Origin of the sequence: Bradyrhizobium nitroreducens, assembly GCF_002776695.1 — a bacterium.
GTDB lineage: Bacteria > Pseudomonadota > Alphaproteobacteria > Rhizobiales > Xanthobacteraceae > Bradyrhizobium > Bradyrhizobium nitroreducens.
Genome location: NZ_LFJC01000003.1, coordinates 4,836,815 through 4,852,252, shown reverse-complemented (window position 1 = coordinate 4,852,252; position 15,438 = coordinate 4,836,815). Strand labels below are relative to the sequence as shown.

13 protein-coding genes are annotated in these 15,438 nt (G+C 65.6%); 8 read left to right on the top strand and 5 right to left on the bottom strand.

The genetic code is table 11. The annotated features are described in order from the left end of the window. From TSA1_RS23375 to TSA1_RS23365, 3 genes are read right to left on the bottom strand one after another with little or no spacing between them, the layout of a single operon-like run. Entirely contained in the window at nt 1–876 is an 876-nt protein-coding gene (locus TSA1_RS23375) for an ABC transporter permease (RefSeq protein WP_100178386.1), read from the bottom strand. Nucleotides 877–879: 3 nt separating this feature from the next. After that, on the bottom strand, nt 880–1,830 hold the full coding sequence (locus TSA1_RS23370) for an ABC transporter permease (protein WP_100178385.1): 951 nt from the start codon (nt 1,828–1,830) through the stop codon (nt 880–882). A 27-nt stretch (nt 1,831–1,857) separates the two neighbouring features. After that, nucleotides 1,858–3,549 carry a peptide ABC transporter substrate-binding protein gene (locus tag TSA1_RS23365; RefSeq protein WP_100178384.1) on the bottom strand — a complete coding sequence of 564 codons (1,692 nt, stop codon included), beginning with the start codon at nt 3,547–3,549 and terminating at the stop codon, nt 1,858–1,860. Nucleotides 3,550–3,767: 218 nt separating this feature from the next. Here TSA1_RS23365 and TSA1_RS23360 point away from each other — a divergent pair, with 218 nt between their 5' ends. Continuing rightward, nucleotides 3,768–4,400 (top strand): cupin domain-containing protein, encoded by a 633-nt coding sequence (locus TSA1_RS23360; protein ID WP_100178383.1) that lies wholly within the window; start codon nt 3,768–3,770, stop codon nt 4,398–4,400. Between the two features lie 131 nt (nt 4,401–4,531). Continuing rightward, nucleotides 4,532–6,397 (top strand): ATP-binding protein, encoded by a 1,866-nt coding sequence (locus TSA1_RS23355; protein WP_100178382.1) that lies wholly within the window; start codon nt 4,532–4,534, stop codon nt 6,395–6,397. A 10-nt stretch (nt 6,398–6,407) separates the two neighbouring features. Here TSA1_RS23355 and TSA1_RS23350 read toward each other — a convergent pair whose 3' ends face one another. After that, the gene (locus TSA1_RS23350; RefSeq protein ID WP_100178381.1) at nt 6,408–7,433 is read right to left on the bottom strand and encodes an AraC family transcriptional regulator; all 1,026 of its coding nucleotides are present in this window, start codon (nt 7,431–7,433) and stop codon (nt 6,408–6,410) included. 187 nt (nt 7,434–7,620) lie between these two features. Here TSA1_RS23350 and TSA1_RS23345 point away from each other — a divergent pair, with 187 nt between their 5' ends. Together TSA1_RS23345 and TSA1_RS23340 are read left to right on the top strand one after the other, a co-directional pair. Continuing rightward, the gene (locus tag TSA1_RS23345) at nt 7,621–8,070 is read left to right on the top strand and encodes a cupin domain-containing protein (protein ID WP_057743125.1); all 450 of its coding nucleotides are present in this window, start codon (nt 7,621–7,623) and stop codon (nt 8,068–8,070) included. A 107-nt stretch (nt 8,071–8,177) separates the two neighbouring features. After that, nucleotides 8,178–9,665: a flavin-containing monooxygenase gene (locus TSA1_RS23340; RefSeq protein WP_100181299.1), complete on the top strand. Its 1,488-nt coding sequence runs from the start codon at nt 8,178–8,180 to the stop codon at nt 9,663–9,665. Here the strand turns inward: TSA1_RS23340 and TSA1_RS23335 are convergent. Further along, nucleotides 9,650–10,375 carry a GntR family transcriptional regulator gene (locus tag TSA1_RS23335; RefSeq protein WP_100178380.1) on the bottom strand — a complete coding sequence of 242 codons (726 nt, stop codon included), beginning with the start codon at nt 10,373–10,375 and terminating at the stop codon, nt 9,650–9,652. The two genes, TSA1_RS23340 and TSA1_RS23335, sit on opposite strands and share 16 nt — an antisense overlap. A 176-nt stretch (nt 10,376–10,551) precedes the next feature. Here TSA1_RS23335 and TSA1_RS23330 point away from each other — a divergent pair, with 176 nt between their 5' ends. From TSA1_RS23330 to TSA1_RS23315, 4 genes are all read left to right on the top strand, one after another. Then, complete coding sequence (locus TSA1_RS23330; protein WP_100178379.1) at nt 10,552–11,454, top strand: VOC family protein; 903 nt, start codon at nt 10,552–10,554, stop codon at nt 11,452–11,454. Then, nucleotides 11,451–13,037 (top strand): bifunctional 3-(3-hydroxy-phenyl)propionate/3-hydroxycinnamic acid hydroxylase, encoded by a 1,587-nt coding sequence (locus tag TSA1_RS23325; protein WP_245448397.1) that lies wholly within the window; start codon nt 11,451–11,453, stop codon nt 13,035–13,037. Before TSA1_RS23330 ends, TSA1_RS23325 begins: the two co-directional genes overlap by 4 nt. A 16-nt stretch (nt 13,038–13,053) precedes the next feature. Continuing rightward, nucleotides 13,054–13,902, top strand: coding sequence for a fumarylacetoacetate hydrolase family protein (locus TSA1_RS23320; protein WP_100178378.1), 849 nt, complete (start codon nt 13,054–13,056; stop codon nt 13,900–13,902). A 116-nt stretch (nt 13,903–14,018) separates the two neighbouring features. Further along, nucleotides 14,019–15,344, top strand: a complete 1,326-nt coding sequence (locus TSA1_RS23315; protein ID WP_100178377.1) for an MFS transporter — start codon at nt 14,019–14,021, stop codon at nt 15,342–15,344. The last annotated feature ends 94 nt before the right edge of the window (nt 15,345–15,438 follow it).

Below are 15,438 nucleotides of genomic sequence, written 5' to 3'. Positions count from 1 at the left end.
TCATGGGATGTTCATGCGCGGATCGAGCGCGTCGCGCAGGCCGTCGCCGAGGAAGTTGAAGCTGGTCACCGCCAGCGTGATGGCAACGCCCGGCGCAATCGCGAGCCACGGCGCGCTGGTGAGATAGATCTGCGCGTTGTTGAGCATGTTGCCCAGGCTCGCAGCCGGCGGCTGGACGCCGTAGCCGAGATAGCTGAGATAGGATTCCAGCAGGATCGCCTTGGCGACGTTCAGCGTCGCCGCGACCACGATCGGTGCGATCGCGTTGGGCACGAGCTCGCGGAACATGATCCGCAGATTCGACGAGCCGAATGCGAGCGCGGCGACCGCAAACTCACGTTCCCGCAGCGAGCGGACCTGGGCCTCGACGACGCGGGCCACCCACATCCAGGCGGTCGCCGCGATCAGCACGGTGGTGGTGACGAGACCCGGCTCGGTGAGCGCCGCCAGCGCAAGCAGCAGGAAGATGGTCGGAAAGCACAGCACCGCATCGACGAGCCGCATCAGCACCGCGCCGACCACGCCGCCATAGAAGCCGGCAAAGGCACCGACGACGATGCCGACGGCCATGGCGATCACCATCGCGACGATGCCGATCGTGAGCGAGACGCGGCCGCCCATCATCAGCCGCGCCAGCACGTCGCGGCCGAGCTCGTCGGTGCCGAGGATATGCGCGCCGGACAGCGGCGGCGCGAACCGCTTCATGATGTCGATATAGGTGTCGTCGAACGGCAGCAGATAAGGACCGATCGCCGAGCCGAGCACGAGCACCAGAATGATGACGGCACCGGCGAGCGCCAGGCGATGCCGGCGGAAGCGCCGCCATGCGGCCTGGCCGGGCGCGAGCTGTGCCGAGGTGAGGGTTGCAGCCGTCATCGCCTAGCCCACCCGGATGCGCGGATCGACGACGGCATAGAGGATGTCGGCGAGCAGCGAGCCGATCAGCACCATCGTCGCAGAGAACATCAGGATGCCCATCACCACGGGATAATCACGGTAGCCGATGGAATCGAGGAACAGCCGCCCCATGCCGGGCCAGGTGAACACGGTCTCGGCCACCAGCGCGCCGCCGAGCAGCGTCGGAAACTGCAGGCCCGCCACCGTGATCATCGGCAGCAGCGCGTTGCGCAGCGCATGCACGGTGAGGATGCGCCATTCCGGCATGCCCTTGGCCCGCGCGGTGCGGATGTAGTCCTGGTTGATCACCTCCAGCATCGAAGAGCGCATGAAGCGGCCCCACATCGCGGTCTCCACCAGCGCCAGCACCATCGCCGGCGCGATCAGATGGTGCAACAGGTCGAGAAAGGAGCCGTCGCCGACAGTCTGCCGGTTGCCGGCTGGCAGCCAGCCGAGCTTGACGGAGAACACGTAGATGGTGACGAGGCCGAACCAGAAGGTCGGGATCGACAGCGCGATCATGGCGCCGACGGTGGCCAGCGTGTCGAACAGCGAGTATCGCCGCAGCGCGCCAAGGATGCCGATCCAGCAGCCGAGCAGCACCGCGATGATCGTCGCCGTCGCCATCAGCTCCAGCGTGGCGCCAAGATGCGAGGAGACCACCGACAGCACCGCCTCGCCGTCGCGATACGACTTGCCCCAGTCGCCCCGCACCATACGGCCGAACCAGTCGAGATACTGGATCGGCAGCGGCCGATCGAGCCCGAGCTGTTTCGTGACGCGGTCGAGATCCTCCTGCGTCATCTGCGCGGAGGCCGCGAACTGAGAGAGCGGACCGCCCGGCGCCAGATGCAGGATGGCAAAGCCGATCGCGGAGACGATCACCAGCAGCATGATCGACTGCGCCAGGCGGTTGACGACGTATCGGGCCATCTCAGGCTGCCCAGCGAACCCTGTGCATCAGGCCCAGTACCATTCGCGCATGTTCCAGCTGTTGATCGACATGTTGATGTTGGGACGGAAGCCCTGCAGTCCTTCCTTCACGCCCTCGGCGATGAAGCCCTGGAACAGCGGCAGGATCGCGAGATCGTTGCGGATCAGCTTCTGCAGCTCGCCATAGGTCGCCTTGCGCTGCGCCAGGTCGAACTGCTTGGCGCCTTGCGCCAGCAGCCGGTCGGCCTCCGCGCTCTGATATTGATAGGTGTTGTAGCCGCGACCGCCTTTGGCGGGAATGGCGCCGGAGCCGAAGCGCGGCGTCACGTCGGGGTCGCTGCCCAGCATGAAGTTCACGCCGACGATCACCGAATTGAACTTCGATTGCTGCCAGAAGTCGCCCCAGATCACGGCCGCCGGCATGTTGTTGACGCGCATCGCCGCGCCGATCGCCCGCCAGTCCTGGATCAGGAGCTGCTGGCACTGTTCGCGCACGGCACTGCCCGCCGTCGTCGAGTTGGCGAACTCGAGCTTGACGCCGCCCTTCTCGCGAATGCCGCTGGAGCCGCGAACCCAGCCCGCGGCGTCGAGCAGCGCGTTGGCCTTTGCCGGATCGTATTTGTGCTGCGGCAAGCCCTGCTGAAACGACCAGGCCTGCTGCGGCACGAAGCTCTCGGTTTGCGTCGGCAGGCCGTAATAGAGCGCGTCGATGATCGCCTGCTTGTTGATGCCGAGATAGAGCGCCTCGCGCACGGCACGATCGGTGAAGGGGCCAAAATCCAGATTCGGCGCGATATGCTCGACCGAGGACGTCGAAGAGACGAAGATCTTGCGGCCCTTCAGCGTCTTCGCTTCCTGCACGAAGTTCGGCAAAATGCCCTGCAAGCCGGTGTAGTCGACCTGCCCGGTGCGGAACTGGGTGTAGAGCACGGTGAGATCAGGGATGTATTTGAAGACGACGCGTTCGACGTACGGCCCCTTGCCATGATAGCCGGCGTGGGCGTTCAACTGGATGTGGTCGCCGGGCACGCGCTCGCCCCAGCGAAACGGGCCGGTCCCGACAGGCGCGTTGTGGAACGGCGAGGCATTCGGATCGGACACCTTCTCCAGGATGTGCTTGGGCACGATGAAGGTGAACGACGCCAGGATCGACATATAGGGCGAATAGGGCGCTTCCATCCGCCAATGAATCTCGTCGGGCGCCACGACGGTGATGTCCTTGACGAGGCTGTGGCCGACCCGGCTGCGCGCGCGGAAAGCGGGATTGTTGATCAGCTCGATGGAGAACTTGACGTCCTCGGCCGTGAACGGCGTGCCGTCGTGCCATTTCACGTCGCTGCGCAGCTTGATCTTCCAGGTCAGGCCGTCCGCCGACAGGCCGCCATTCTCGATCGTCGGCACCTCCCGCGCGAGGTCGGGGACGAACTTGCCGTCGGGCTCGATGAACCAGAGCGGCGAGAACACCTGCCACCAGATGCCCTGGTCGACCTCGATGCCGGGCATCAGCGGATGAAAGACGGTCGGCTCCTGCGACAGCGCCGCAATCACCTGCCCGCGCGGCTTGTCCGGAGGATTGGTCGGGCGTTCGGTCTGCGCAAAGGCGTTACCTGACAGCGTCCATCCCGCCGCAGCGCCCGCGCCAAGCTGAAAGAACTGACGGCGATTCGGAATGCCGAGATGCAGTGCCGGGGCGCCGAGCTTGCCGGTGTCGTCTGCCATGACCCACTCTCCGTTTCCGCACGCGGCACCGTCTCCCGCGCCCCCGAGACCCCGGCAAAGGGACAGGAGTGGGCTTTAGTGCTTCTAAATTTTTCTCACAAAATTTCATCACGACTAAATACAGCTGTCAATCACATTGCTAGTATGCGCGACCTTTTCATTCCGACTGAAGCTTCGGACGCGATGGCCCGGGCTGAGATGATGCATGGGAGAGCGACATGGATGGTCGCGGCGATATGAACGGCACGAAAGAAGCTGCGGCGACCGAGACGGACGATGCGGTCGACCAGCGCCTCGGCGAGACTGTGCGGCTGCTGCGTCAGCGCGCCGGCCTGTCGATCCAGGACGTCGCCAGCAAGACCGGCCTGTCCACCGGCATGATCAGTCAGCTCGAACGCGCGCGCGCCATGCCGTCGATCCGCACGCTGCGCCTGCTCAGCATCGCGCTCGACGTGCCCATCTCCTATTTCTTCGAGACCAGCGATCCCGCCGAAGCGCCGCCCTACATCGTGCGCAAGAACGCCAGGCGTCTGCTGCGGCTCACCGCCAGCGGCGTGGTCAAGGAAGCCCTCACCCCCGAAGGCAAAGGCCAGCTCGAGCTGTACGAGCTTACGCTCAATCCCGGCGCCTCCTCCGGCACTGACTTCCTGCAGCACACCGGCGAGAAGGCCGGCTACATCCTCTCGGGCAGCCTGCGGCTGTGGCTCGACAACCAGGCCCATGTGCTGGAAGCCGGCGACAGTTTTCGCTTTCCGAGCATCGTGCCGCACATGTTCGACAATCCGACCCAGCAGGCCGCGCGCGTGATCTGGGTGACGACGCTGCGGCAAACCGATACGCCCGCAGGTTGAGGCGGCCGCCGCCCGGCACCACCAGAAATTGCCCCTCGACGACGCCGCATTGAATCTGTAGCTCACGCGGGGCCGGAGTAATGTGGCGGGCGGACGTGGGGGTCCGTAACGGACGTCGTTGGTGTGAGACCATGAAACTCAGGGGGCTTCTGACACTCGCGATGGCCGCACAGGTCGTCGTGACCGCGGCGGCCCTCCTCGCCTCCCATGCCGTGTCCGGACCGGGCTTCGGCATGGCCCAGATCGCGGCCCTCATCGCAAGCGCCGCCGTTGCCGTTCTGCTCGCGCGCCTCTGCAACGGCGCGATCGAGAGATCGGAGGGGAAACACGCCCTCGCGCACGCGACCGAGCTGGCGCGCGCCCGCAGCGACAGCGCGCAAATGACGCAAGCCGTCATCAGGACCGCGCTCGATGCCTTCATCCAGATCGACGACAGCGGCACCGTGCTGGAGTGGAGCTTTCAGGCCGAGGCCCTGACCGGATGGACGCGCCAGGAGGCGCTCGGGGCCGACGTGGTCGACCTCATCGTCGCCGAGCCGCTGCGTGCCGCCTTCAGGCAGCGCATGGCGCGGCTGGTTCCGGAACTGTCGAACGCGCCGTCGGGCCTGCGCTTCGAGCTCACTTTGATCCACAGGAATGGCGACCAGATCCTGGCCGAGGCCTCCAGCACGGTGCTGCGGCCCGCAGGGCGCACCCTCATCAACACCTTCGTCCGGGACATCACCCAGAAGCGCGCTGCCGAGGAGCAGCTGGTGCAGTCGCAGAAGATGGAGGCGGTCGGCCAGCTCACCGGCGGCATCGCGCACGAGTTCAACAACATGCTCACGGTGATCACCGGCACGATCGAGATCCTCGCCGACGCCGTCAAGGACAACCCGCCGCTCGCGACCATTACCAAGCTGATCAGCGAGGCCGCCGATCGCGGCGCCGCGCTGACGTCGAGCCTGTTGTCCTTTGCCCGCAAGCAGGCGCTGCAGCCGGCCGATATCGACGTCAACGAGCTGCTGGAGGAGCTCGCAAAGCTGCTGCTGGCGACCTTCGACAAGAAGATCGAGATCGCGACCCGGCTCGACCGCAACGTCTGGCTCGCCTTCGCCGACCGTGGCCAGCTGAGCTCGGCACTGCTCAACCTCGCGATCAACGCTCGCGACGCCATGCTCGACGGCGGCAGGCTGACGCTGACGACGCGCAACGTCGTGTTCGGCGTGCGCGAGGCCGTCGCGGTCGGCGCCGGCTATGCCGGGGACTATGTCGAGATCGAGATTGCCGACACCGGCACGGGCATTCCGCAGGCCATCCTGGAGCGCATCTTCGATCCGTTCTTCTCCACCAAGGAGGTCGGCAAGGGAACCGGCCTCGGGCTCAGCATGGTGTTCGGCTTCGTCAAGCAGTCCGGCGGCGGCATCAAGGTCGCTTCCGAAGAAGGCCGCGGCACGATCTTCACGATCTATTTGCCGAAGGCGGAGGCGAGCGCGCTGCGCCCGACCGGCTATGACGATCGCAAGATCGTCGGCGGCAAGGAGACCGTGCTCTGCGTCGAAGACGACCACGACGTCCGCCAATACGTCACGGTCCAGCTCGAAGGCCTCGGCTACAAGGTCATCCCGGCCGCCAATGCGACCGAGGCGCTGGCGATCGCGGCAGAAGGCAGGCCATTCGACCTGCTCTTCACCGACATCGTGATGGCCGGCGGCATGAACGGGCGCGAGCTCGCCGAGCAGATGGTGGCGGCGCGGCCGTCACTGCGCGTGCTGTTCACGTCGGGCTACGCCTACGATTCGCTGCACGCGCAGGGACGCGCCACGATGGGCGCACCGCTCCTACGAAAGCCTTACCGCAAGGCCGAGCTCGCCCGCATGCTGCGCCGCTGCCTCGACACCGCCGTCGATTCCGCCGGCGACGCGATCCCGACGCCCTACTCGGTGCAGGCCGATGTCGAGGCTTTCTTGCGCAGGCAGGCGGCGGAAGACAGCGGCGAGCCACGATCGCGGGAGTAGCGGCCTCGCTTCAGCTCATCCTTCGCCGCAGCGTCGCCGACGGCGTCTCGCCGAATTTTTCGCGGTAGGCGCCGGCCATGCGGCCGAGATGGGTGAAGCCGAGATCGAAGGCGATGTCGGTGATGGAAGCATCGGGCGATGCTTGCGCAAGGCGGGCGTGCAGTCCGGCGAGGCGCATGTCGAGCAGCATCTGCGAGATCGACAGGCCGAAGTGACGGCGGAAGCCGAGCTGCAGCGCGCGGATGCCGATGCCGGAAGCGCAGGCGAGCTGCGCCAGATCGAGCGGCTCGCCGGCGTTGTCCGCCAGATGATCGCGCGCCGTGCGAAGCGCGCGCGGCAGCCGCTCGGCCCGTCCCGAGAAGGTGTGAATAGCATCCGACAGGCCGTGGCGCTGGCCATTGAGCAGATGATCGAGCAGAAGCTCTCGCCAGTCGGCCATCGCGACCGCTGAAAGCCGACCCGAAGGACCGAGACGCTCGGCGAGATTCATCAGCTCGGCGAGACTGCGCCGCAAAACCTGACCGGACGGTGCGTCCAAATCGATGACGGGATCGAACTCGATCGTGCCTGCCACCCTGCCCGACAGCGCCGCGGCGCGCTGCTCGACCATGCGGCGGTCGAGCAGCAGGATCGCCTGCGCGCAGTCGCGCCACATCATCCGCGTCGGGATCGTCGGCGACAGCAGCGACGCCGTCCGCTCCGGCGCGGCCTCGAGCTCGGTGACGCCGGCGCGGATATGGGCCGTGCCCGCGAGCGGGATCTGCACCAGGAAGAAGCGCTCGAGGCAGCCGGGGTCGATGCCAACCGCTCCGCCATAGGCGACGTAGTTGATGGAAAAGCCGTCAAAGGCCGCGCAATTGTGCCGGGCAGAGAAGCCGGCGGCCCGCGCTGTTGCCGGCTTGAGGTCATGCGGGCAGAAGATGCGCCCGATCTCTTCGGCCGCTTCGTCGACATCGTCAGTGGTGACGCGGGCGAAATCCGCGAGCCGTTCGGCTGCGGACGCCCTTGCGGTCATTTCCAGCACGGCTGCGGACATCGTCGACCACGCTTCGCGTCACGGAATTGTTTTAAGCCTATAATAGTTCCCCGGACGCGAAAAGGGCGACGGCGGCGAAATCGTCATGCTGCAGGGCAACAGCGAGGAGCGGATTCGTTTAGCGGATAGACAGGCGCCCGTTGCTGGCTGAAGCTCCATCCCCGCCGGAATCCAATGGGAGCGCGCCATGACTGCACTCGAAAAAGGCATTACCGCTAACGGCACAGGCTACGGCGGCAAGAGCTGGAACATCCTGGGCCAGGTCTATTTCCCCAAGGCCGTCACCGATTCCACCTTCGCGTTCGAGACCAACAGCGATCCCGGCCAGTTCGTGCCGGTGCACATCCATCCGACCCAGGACGAGTTCATCCTGGTGCAGGAGGGCACGCTCGACCTCAAGCTCGACGGCGTCTGGGTCAAGGCTCACGCCGGCGATCTCGTCCGCATGCCGCGCGGCATCCCGCACGGCTATTTCAACAAGTCCGACAAGCCGTGCCGCGCGCTATTCTGGGTCTCGCCGATGCAGAAGCTGGAGGCGCTGTTCAATCAGCTGCACAATCTGACCGACCCTGCCGAGGTCGTGCGCATCTCGGCGCTGCACGAGGTCGACTTCCTGCCGCCCGAAGCCAACGACTAGGCGAGAGCTCTCCGTCCACTTTCATCTGCTTGCAGGCCCTACCGGCCGCGCCTTGCGGCCGAATGTGGCCGCTTGCGCGCGAAAACACATCGATTGCGAGCAAACTCATGGTCAGCCCCAAGCATGTCTGCGTGATCGGCGCCGGCGTCTCCGGCCTTGCCGCCGCCAAGGCGTTCTCTGCCCGCGGCCACCGCGTCACCATCGTCGAGCGCAGCTCGGATCTCGGCGGCGTCTGGGAGCCGGCACGCTCCTATCCTGACGTGCAGACGCAGAGCCCGAAGGAGCTCTACCGCTACACCGACCGCGCCATGCCGGACGCCTATCCGGAATGGCCGACCGGGCCGCAGGTCCACGCCTATCTTTCCGACTACGCCAGGAACTTCGGACTCGACCGCATGCTGCGCCTCGACACCGAAGTCGCCGGCATGGCGCGGCGCGCCGACGGCAAGCCGGGGTGGACGCTCGCGCTGAAGAGCAAGAACGCCGCGACGAACGAGGATTTCGATTTCGTCGCGGTCTGCACCGGGCAGTTCAACGAGCCGCGCGAGCTGCATTGCCCGGGCGAGGACGGCTTCCTCGCGCAAGGCGGCCAGATCCTGCATTCGTCGAAATACGGCGACCCGGCGCTGGCAAAGGGGCGCCGCGTAGTCGTGCTCGGCGGCTCGAAATCGGCGACCGACATCGCCGTCAACGCGGTGAAATCGGGCGCGCGCGAGGTCACCATCGTGATGCGCGAGCCGGTCTGGCGCATCCCTTATTTCATCGGCGGGCTCGTGAACTTCAAGCGCATTCTCTATATCCGCGCGCAGGAGGAGATGTTTCCGGGCTGGGGCGTCAGTTCAATGGGACGGCTCGCGCACCGCATCGCCGCGCCGCTGGTGTGGGCGAACTGGCGCGGGCTGGAGAGCCTGCTGAAGGCGCAGCTCAAGCTCGGCCGTTGCAACATGGTGCCGAAGGAGCGGATCGAGGACGGCGTCAACTGCTCGGTGCCGATCGCAACGCCGGGCTTCTATCCCATGGTCGCCGACGGCCGCATCAAGGCGGTGTTCGGAACCTTTGATCATTATGACGGCGACAGCATCGTGATGAGCGGCGGCGAGCGCGTCGGCGCCGACGTCGCGGTGCTTGCGATCGGCTACAAGCTCGGCGTGCCGTTCCTGCCGGAGGCCTACAGGCAGAAGTTGGTCGATGCCGACGGGCAGTACCGGCTCTACCGCCTGATCGCCAACCCCGATCTGCCCGAGCTCGGCTTCGTCGGCTTCAACTCGTCGTTCTGCACCGTGCTCTGCGCCGATCTCGCCGCCAACTGGCTGGTGCGCTACGCCGACGGCCAGCTCGCCAACCAGCCGACGGCGAAGGCGATGCACAACAACATCGAGATGATGCTGCACTTCAAGCGCGTCGAGCGGCCGGCCGCGGGCGTCTATGGCGGCCTCTGCGTCGCGCCCTACCACTACCGTCATTTCGACGAGCTGATGGCCGACATCGGCGCGAAGCAGCAGAAGCGCGGCGGCCTTGCCGGACACTTCCAGCCGCCGGATGCGGATGCCTATGCGAAATTCCTGGCGACGGCGCCGGACTATCGGGCGGCGTGAGAACTGTCGGACTTCGGCAGCACCGACTCGAGATCGGAATCGATCACGTCGGCCGTGCGCTGATAATGCTGCTGGAGCAGTGCGACGGCTTCATCCGTCTTCCGGTCGAGCACGGCTTTCAGGATCTGCGCATGCTCGCTTCCGACCTTGCGGATCGGATAGGCCTTCGCGATCGACATCATGCGATAGCGGTAGAGCCGATCAGCGAGCTGCTCGCAGAAAGCGAGCAGCGGGCGTGAGCCGCATAGCCCGATCAGCGTGGCGTGGAAGGCGCGATGCGCCTTCTCCCAATCCGGATTGTCCTCGAACTTCGCCGGGTCGAGCGAGCGCGGCGTGCGGTCGAGCCGATGATGCGTGACGAGCAGGGCTTCCTCCCAGCCTTGAGTCGCATTCTGCATGGACTCCCGCAACGCCAGCCCCTCGACCCAACAGCGTGTCTTCGTCAGCTCCCGAAGCTCGTCCTTGCTGACCGGCTTCACGTAGAAGCCGCGCTGCTCCATGCCAACCACGAACTCCTCCGTGGTGAGGCGGTTGAGCGCCTCCCGTAGCGGGGTCTGGCCGACATTGTAGTGCTCCATCAAAAACCGCGACTGGAGCTTGCGCCCGGGCGCGAGCCGCGTGGTCAGAATGTCGGCCTTGAGGCGGGCGTAGATGCTCGTCGCCAGCGTCGCCGGCGTGTCGGTCTTCAGGCTGGACAGGTGAGAACTCATAGCGTGCCGTTGATTCATCTGCGCTTTTTGTACATCGCCCTGACCAAAGCCATAATTTATAAATTTCTGCTTTACTGGCAAGTTTGTATATATTATTTCTCGGCCAACAACAACCGGCTCGAGAGCGATGAGCGGCTGCTTCGGCGCGCGTCTCTGGGCTTTTCACGAGGAAACCGATGTACGATTTTCCGGTGATCGCGTTACGCAGCGTCGAGATCGCGACACCGCATCTCGGCGCCTCGGCAGATTTCTATCGGAAAGTCTGGGGGCTCGATTTTGCCGCGGAAGCCGACGGCACGATCTATCTGGCGGCAACCGGAGCGGACTTCCACGTCCTGGAATTGACGCAAGGCGACCGCGCCGCGCTACGCAAGATCTGTTTTCGCGTGCGTTCGCGCGAAGACCTCGATCGCCTGTTCGACCGCGCCCGCAAAGCTGCCTGCGAGATCATCGTCCCGCCCGGCCCGTCGCATGCGCCCGCCGGCGGCGAGCACTTCGTGATCTGCGAGCCGCAGGGCTGCTGCATCGAGTTCGTCCACGGCGACCACACCAAGACCGCGCGCATCCTGGCTGATCGTCCCGAGCGGCTCGCCCACGTCAACATCAACAGCGCCGACATCGAGAAGCTCTCAACCTTCTACCAGCAGGTACTCGGCTTCCGCCTGACCGACCGCTCGAAGCTGATGGCATTCCTGCGCTGCAACAGCGATCACCACGCCATCGTGCTCGCGGAGGCGCCGGTCAACGGACTCAATCACATTGCCTTCCTGATGCCGGACCTGGAATCGGTGATGCGCGGCTCCGGCCGCATGGTCGATCACGGCTTTCCGATCGGCTGGGGCGTCGGCCGGCACGGGCCCGGCGACAATGTGTTCGCGTATTTCGTCGATCCGACGGGGGTCGTAATCGAATACACCGCCGAAGTCCTCCAGGTCGACGACAGCTATCGGGCAAAGGGACCCGCCGAATGGGTCTGGCCGCCGGGGCGCACCGACCAATGGGGCATCGCACCCCCGAAGAGCGATGCCTGCAAGACCGCGCAGCTCGCCGTGCTGTTCGACGCGGGTCGCCGCGCATGACGATGTCCCCGGCCACCACGGATTACGACGTCCTCGTCGTCGGCTTCGGACCGACCGGTGCCGTCGCGACCGGGCTGCTCGGCCGTAACGGGCATCGCACGCTCGTCATCGATCGCCTCACCGACATCTACGACAAGCCACGCGCGATCGCGCTCGATCACGAGATATTCCGTCACTTCGACAATATGGGGGTTGCGGAGGCGATCGCGGCCTATGTCGAACCGTTCACCGCCTCCGAGCATTTTGGCGCCGACGGCCAACTGATCCGTCGCATCGACATGATCGCAAAGCCCTACCCGCTCGGCTACACGCCGAGCATGGTGTTCAGCCAGCCACCGGTCGAGGCGGAACTGCGCCGCCACGCCACGGGATTTGCTAGCGTGCAGGCCGAGCTCGGCGTCGAGCTGACCGGTCTCGTGCAGCGCTCCGACCGCGTCGAGGCGACGCTGAAGGACGCAGGCGGACAATTACGGAGGGTGACAGCGCGCTATGTTCTCGGCTGCGACGGCGCCTCGAGCATGGTTCGCCAGATTGCCGGGATCGCGCTCGAAGACCTGATCTTCGACGAGCCCTGGCTCGTGGTCGACGTGCGGGTCAATCAGGCCGCGCTGGCAAAGCTGCCGCAGAACTCCGCGCAGTTCTGCAATCCGGCGCGGCCCGTCAGCTTCCTGATCGGCCCGAAGAACCATCGCCGCTGGGAGATCATGCTGCTGCCGGGCGAGGACCCCAGGCAGGTGGAGCGGCCGGAGAACGTGTGGAAGCTGCTGGGGCCGTGGCTCGCGCCGGAGGACGGCGAGCTATGGCGCGCGGCGTCCTATCGCTTCCACGCCCTGGTGGCTTCCGAATGGCGCAACGGCCGCATCATCATCGCCGGCGATGCAGCACATCAGCAGCCGCCCTTCATCGGCCAGGGTATGTGCCAGGGCCTGCGCGATGCGACGAACCTGGCCTGGAAGCTCGATCGCGTGCTCAAGGGCGCCTCGCCGGACTCGCTGCTCGACAGCTACACGGCGGAGCGCAAGCAGCACGTGATCGAGCTGACCGGCAAGATCAAGGCAATCGGTCAGTCGATCTGCGAGCGTGATCCGGCGGCAGCGCGGCAACGCGACGCACGGATCCTGGCGGAAGGCGGCGGCAAACCGCTGACACTGACGCGGCAGGAGATCATCCCGCCGCTACGCGCAGGTTTCTTGTCGGAGCGGGACGGCGCGGCGCGGGGCACGCTGTTTCCGCAGCCACGGATCATGAATGGGCGCGAAGCGCGCCCGCTCGACCAAGTGACCGGACTGGGCCTGCGCATCTTCATCGACGGCCGCGGCGACACGTCCGCACTCGCCGCGCTCAGTGCGGCGTATCCGGACCTCCCCGCAGCGACCATTGCTCCGGCGGACAGCGGCCAACCCGGCACGCTGAAGGAAGCCGACGGCGTGCTTGCCGGCTGGTTCGACCGGCACGGCGTCGTCGCCGCGATCGTCCGGCCCGATCACTACGTGTTTGGAACGGCGCGCAACGCGGACGAGCTCGACAGACTCTTGCGCGAGGTCAGCTCGCGCTTGCACGGCCATATCACGATCCGGATTTGAAAATGGAGAAGACAGCATGAAGCTCGCGACCGTTGCAATCGACGGACGGACCACCTGGGGCCTCGTCGAGGGCGACAATTTTCTCGATGTCGGCGCCGTGCTCGCCACCCGCTACGCCGATCTCAGGGCCGCCATCGCAGGTACCCTCGCGGGCGTCGCCGATGCGAAGTCCGTGGCGGCCGCCACGCCGCTTGCCGGGCTCAGCTGGCTGCCTGTTATTCCGAACCCCGACAAGATCCTGTGCGTCGGCCTGAACTACGAGACGCACCGGAAGGAGACCGGCCGCGCCGAGGTCGAGCATCCCACCATCTTCTCGCGCTATTCCAACAGCCAGACCGGACACCTCAGGCCCATCATCCGTCCGCGCGTCTCGACCGATCTCGACTTCGAGGGCGAGCTTGCGGTGATCATCGGCAAGGGAGGCCGCTACATCTCGCGCAACGAGGCGATGGGCCACGTCGCAGGCTATTCCTGCTACAACGACGGCAGCATCCGCGACTTCCAACGCCACACCCACCAGTTCACGCCAGGCAAGAATTTTCCTGATACCGGCGCATTCGGTCCGTGGATGATGACCACGGACGAGCTCGGCGAGCTCGCCGAGCTGAAGCTCACCACCCGCCTCAACGGGCAGGTCGTGCAGGAAGCGCGGATCAAGCACATGATCTTCGATATCCCGCGGCAGATCGAATATTGCTCGACGTTCACCCGGCTCGAACCCGGTGACGTCATCGTCAGCGGCACGCCCGGCGGTGTCGGTGCCAAGCGTACGCCACCGCTCTGGATGAAGCCCGGCGACATCGTCGAGGTCGAGGTCGAGAAACTCGCCATCCTGCGCAATCCGGTCGCCGACGAGGCGACGTGAGCGATCCGCTCGACGGATCCTTACGACCCGGCGGCGGCGGGACTTGCCTCGCGCCTCCGCCGTGCCGACGCGCCTGAATTGAGACGACACGAGCAAAAACCAAAGAGGGGAAACGCATGAGCAACACCGCAGAGGTCATCACCGGAACGACGGACCGCGCCAGATCGGCGCCGATCTCCCCCGCGTTCCGCAAGCTCGTGGTCGCGTCCTCGCTCGGATCGGTGATCGAACACTATGATTTCTTTATCTACGCGTTCACCGCGCCGATCGTGTTCGACCGCTTCTTCTTCCCCAGAATGGATTCGACAGCGAGCATGCTGGCGGTCTACGCGACGTTTGCGGTCGGCTTCGTCGCCAGGCCGCTCGGCGGCATGGTGTTCGGCCATTACGGCGACCTGCTCGGCCGCAAGGCGATGCTGACCATCACGTTCGTGCTGATGGGGATCGCGAGCTTCCTGATCGGCTGCCTGCCGAGCTATGATTCGATCGGGCTGCTGGCACCGGTCGCGCTGGTCACCTTGCGATTCGTGCAGGGCTTTGCCTTCGGCGGCGAATACATGAACGCCGTGTCGCTGACGCTGGAGAATGCCCCCTCGGCAAGGCGCGGCTTCTTCGCCTCCTTCGTCAACGCCTCGGGTCCGATCGGCGTGATCCTGGCATCCGGGTTCATCGCGCTGCTCGGTTTCGTTTCTACCCCGCAGGATTTTGCGCAATGGGTCTGGCGCGTGCCCTTCGTGCTCAGCCTCGTGCTGGTGGTGCTCGGCACCTACATCCGCCTCCAGGTCGATGAGTCGACCTTGTTCAAGGCGGCACAAGCCTCGGCCGCGCGGCCGAAGGCGCCGCTGCTGGCAGTGGTGCGGTCGTGGAAGAAATCGGTGCTGTTCGGCTGCCTCGCGAACATGGCCCACAGCACGTTCCAGTACATGAGCACGGTCTTCGTGCTCGGCTATGCCGTCAAGACACTGGGCATGGCGCAGTCCAACGTCACCTTCGGCACCATGGTCGCCAATTTGCTGGAGATGTGCATGGTGCCGCTGGTCGCGAGCTACTCGGACCGCTTCGGCCGCCGCCCGTTCATCGCACTCGGCATCCTGCTGGCGGCGGCCTGGTACCCAATCTACTTCCAGCTCGTCGCGACCAAGGATCCGACGCTGCTCATCATGGGCCTCCTGGTCTCGATCGGAATCATTCATGCGCTGATGTTCGCGCCGGAGGCGGCTTTCACTGCCGAACTGTTTCCGACCGAGGTCCGCGTCAGCGGCTCCTCCCTGGGCAAGCAGCTCGGCATCATCCTAGGCGGCGGCATCGCGCCTCTGGTCGGCACCGCCCTGATGGGATCGAGCGGCAGCTTCACCCCCGTGATCCTGTATTTCGAGGTGATCGCCGCCTGCGCCTTGGCTGGAATCCTGTTCGCCCCGGAAAACGCGAAACGCGCGCTGTAGGCAGAGAACGGCCGCCGGAGGCTGGGGAAAGAAATACATCTCGCCAGCTTTCGCATCCGACGCTTACGATCCCTGAGTGCGATTCGCGCCGGGG

Bases quoted from the DNA above. Each gene is read 5' to 3' on its own strand.
- TSA1_RS23375 (WP_100178386.1), bottom strand. From the start codon at position 876: ATGACGGCTGCAACCCTCACCTCGGCACAGCTCGCGCCCGGCCAGGCC.
- TSA1_RS23370 (WP_100178385.1), bottom strand. From the start codon at position 1,830: ATGGCCCGATACGTCGTCAACCGCCTGGCGCAGTCGATCATGCTGCTG.
- TSA1_RS23365 (WP_100178384.1), bottom strand. From the start codon at position 3,549: ATGGCAGACGACACCGGCAAGCTCGGCGCCCCGGCACTGCATCTCGGC.
- TSA1_RS23360 (WP_100178383.1), top strand. From the start codon at position 3,768: ATGGATGGTCGCGGCGATATGAACGGCACGAAAGAAGCTGCGGCGACC.
- TSA1_RS23355 (WP_100178382.1), top strand. From the start codon at position 4,532: ATGAAACTCAGGGGGCTTCTGACACTCGCGATGGCCGCACAGGTCGTC.
- TSA1_RS23350 (WP_100178381.1), bottom strand. From the start codon at position 7,433: ATGTCCGCAGCCGTGCTGGAAATGACCGCAAGGGCGTCCGCAGCCGAA.
- TSA1_RS23345 (WP_057743125.1), top strand. From the start codon at position 7,621: ATGACTGCACTCGAAAAAGGCATTACCGCTAACGGCACAGGCTACGGC.
- TSA1_RS23340 (WP_100181299.1), top strand. From the start codon at position 8,178: ATGGTCAGCCCCAAGCATGTCTGCGTGATCGGCGCCGGCGTCTCCGGC.
- TSA1_RS23335 (WP_100178380.1), bottom strand. From the start codon at position 10,375: ATGAGTTCTCACCTGTCCAGCCTGAAGACCGACACGCCGGCGACGCTG.
- TSA1_RS23330 (WP_100178379.1), top strand. From the start codon at position 10,552: ATGTACGATTTTCCGGTGATCGCGTTACGCAGCGTCGAGATCGCGACA.
- TSA1_RS23325 (WP_245448397.1), top strand. From the start codon at position 11,451: ATGACGATGTCCCCGGCCACCACGGATTACGACGTCCTCGTCGTCGGC.
- TSA1_RS23320 (WP_100178378.1), top strand. From the start codon at position 13,054: ATGAAGCTCGCGACCGTTGCAATCGACGGACGGACCACCTGGGGCCTC.
- TSA1_RS23315 (WP_100178377.1), top strand. From the start codon at position 14,019: ATGAGCAACACCGCAGAGGTCATCACCGGAACGACGGACCGCGCCAGA.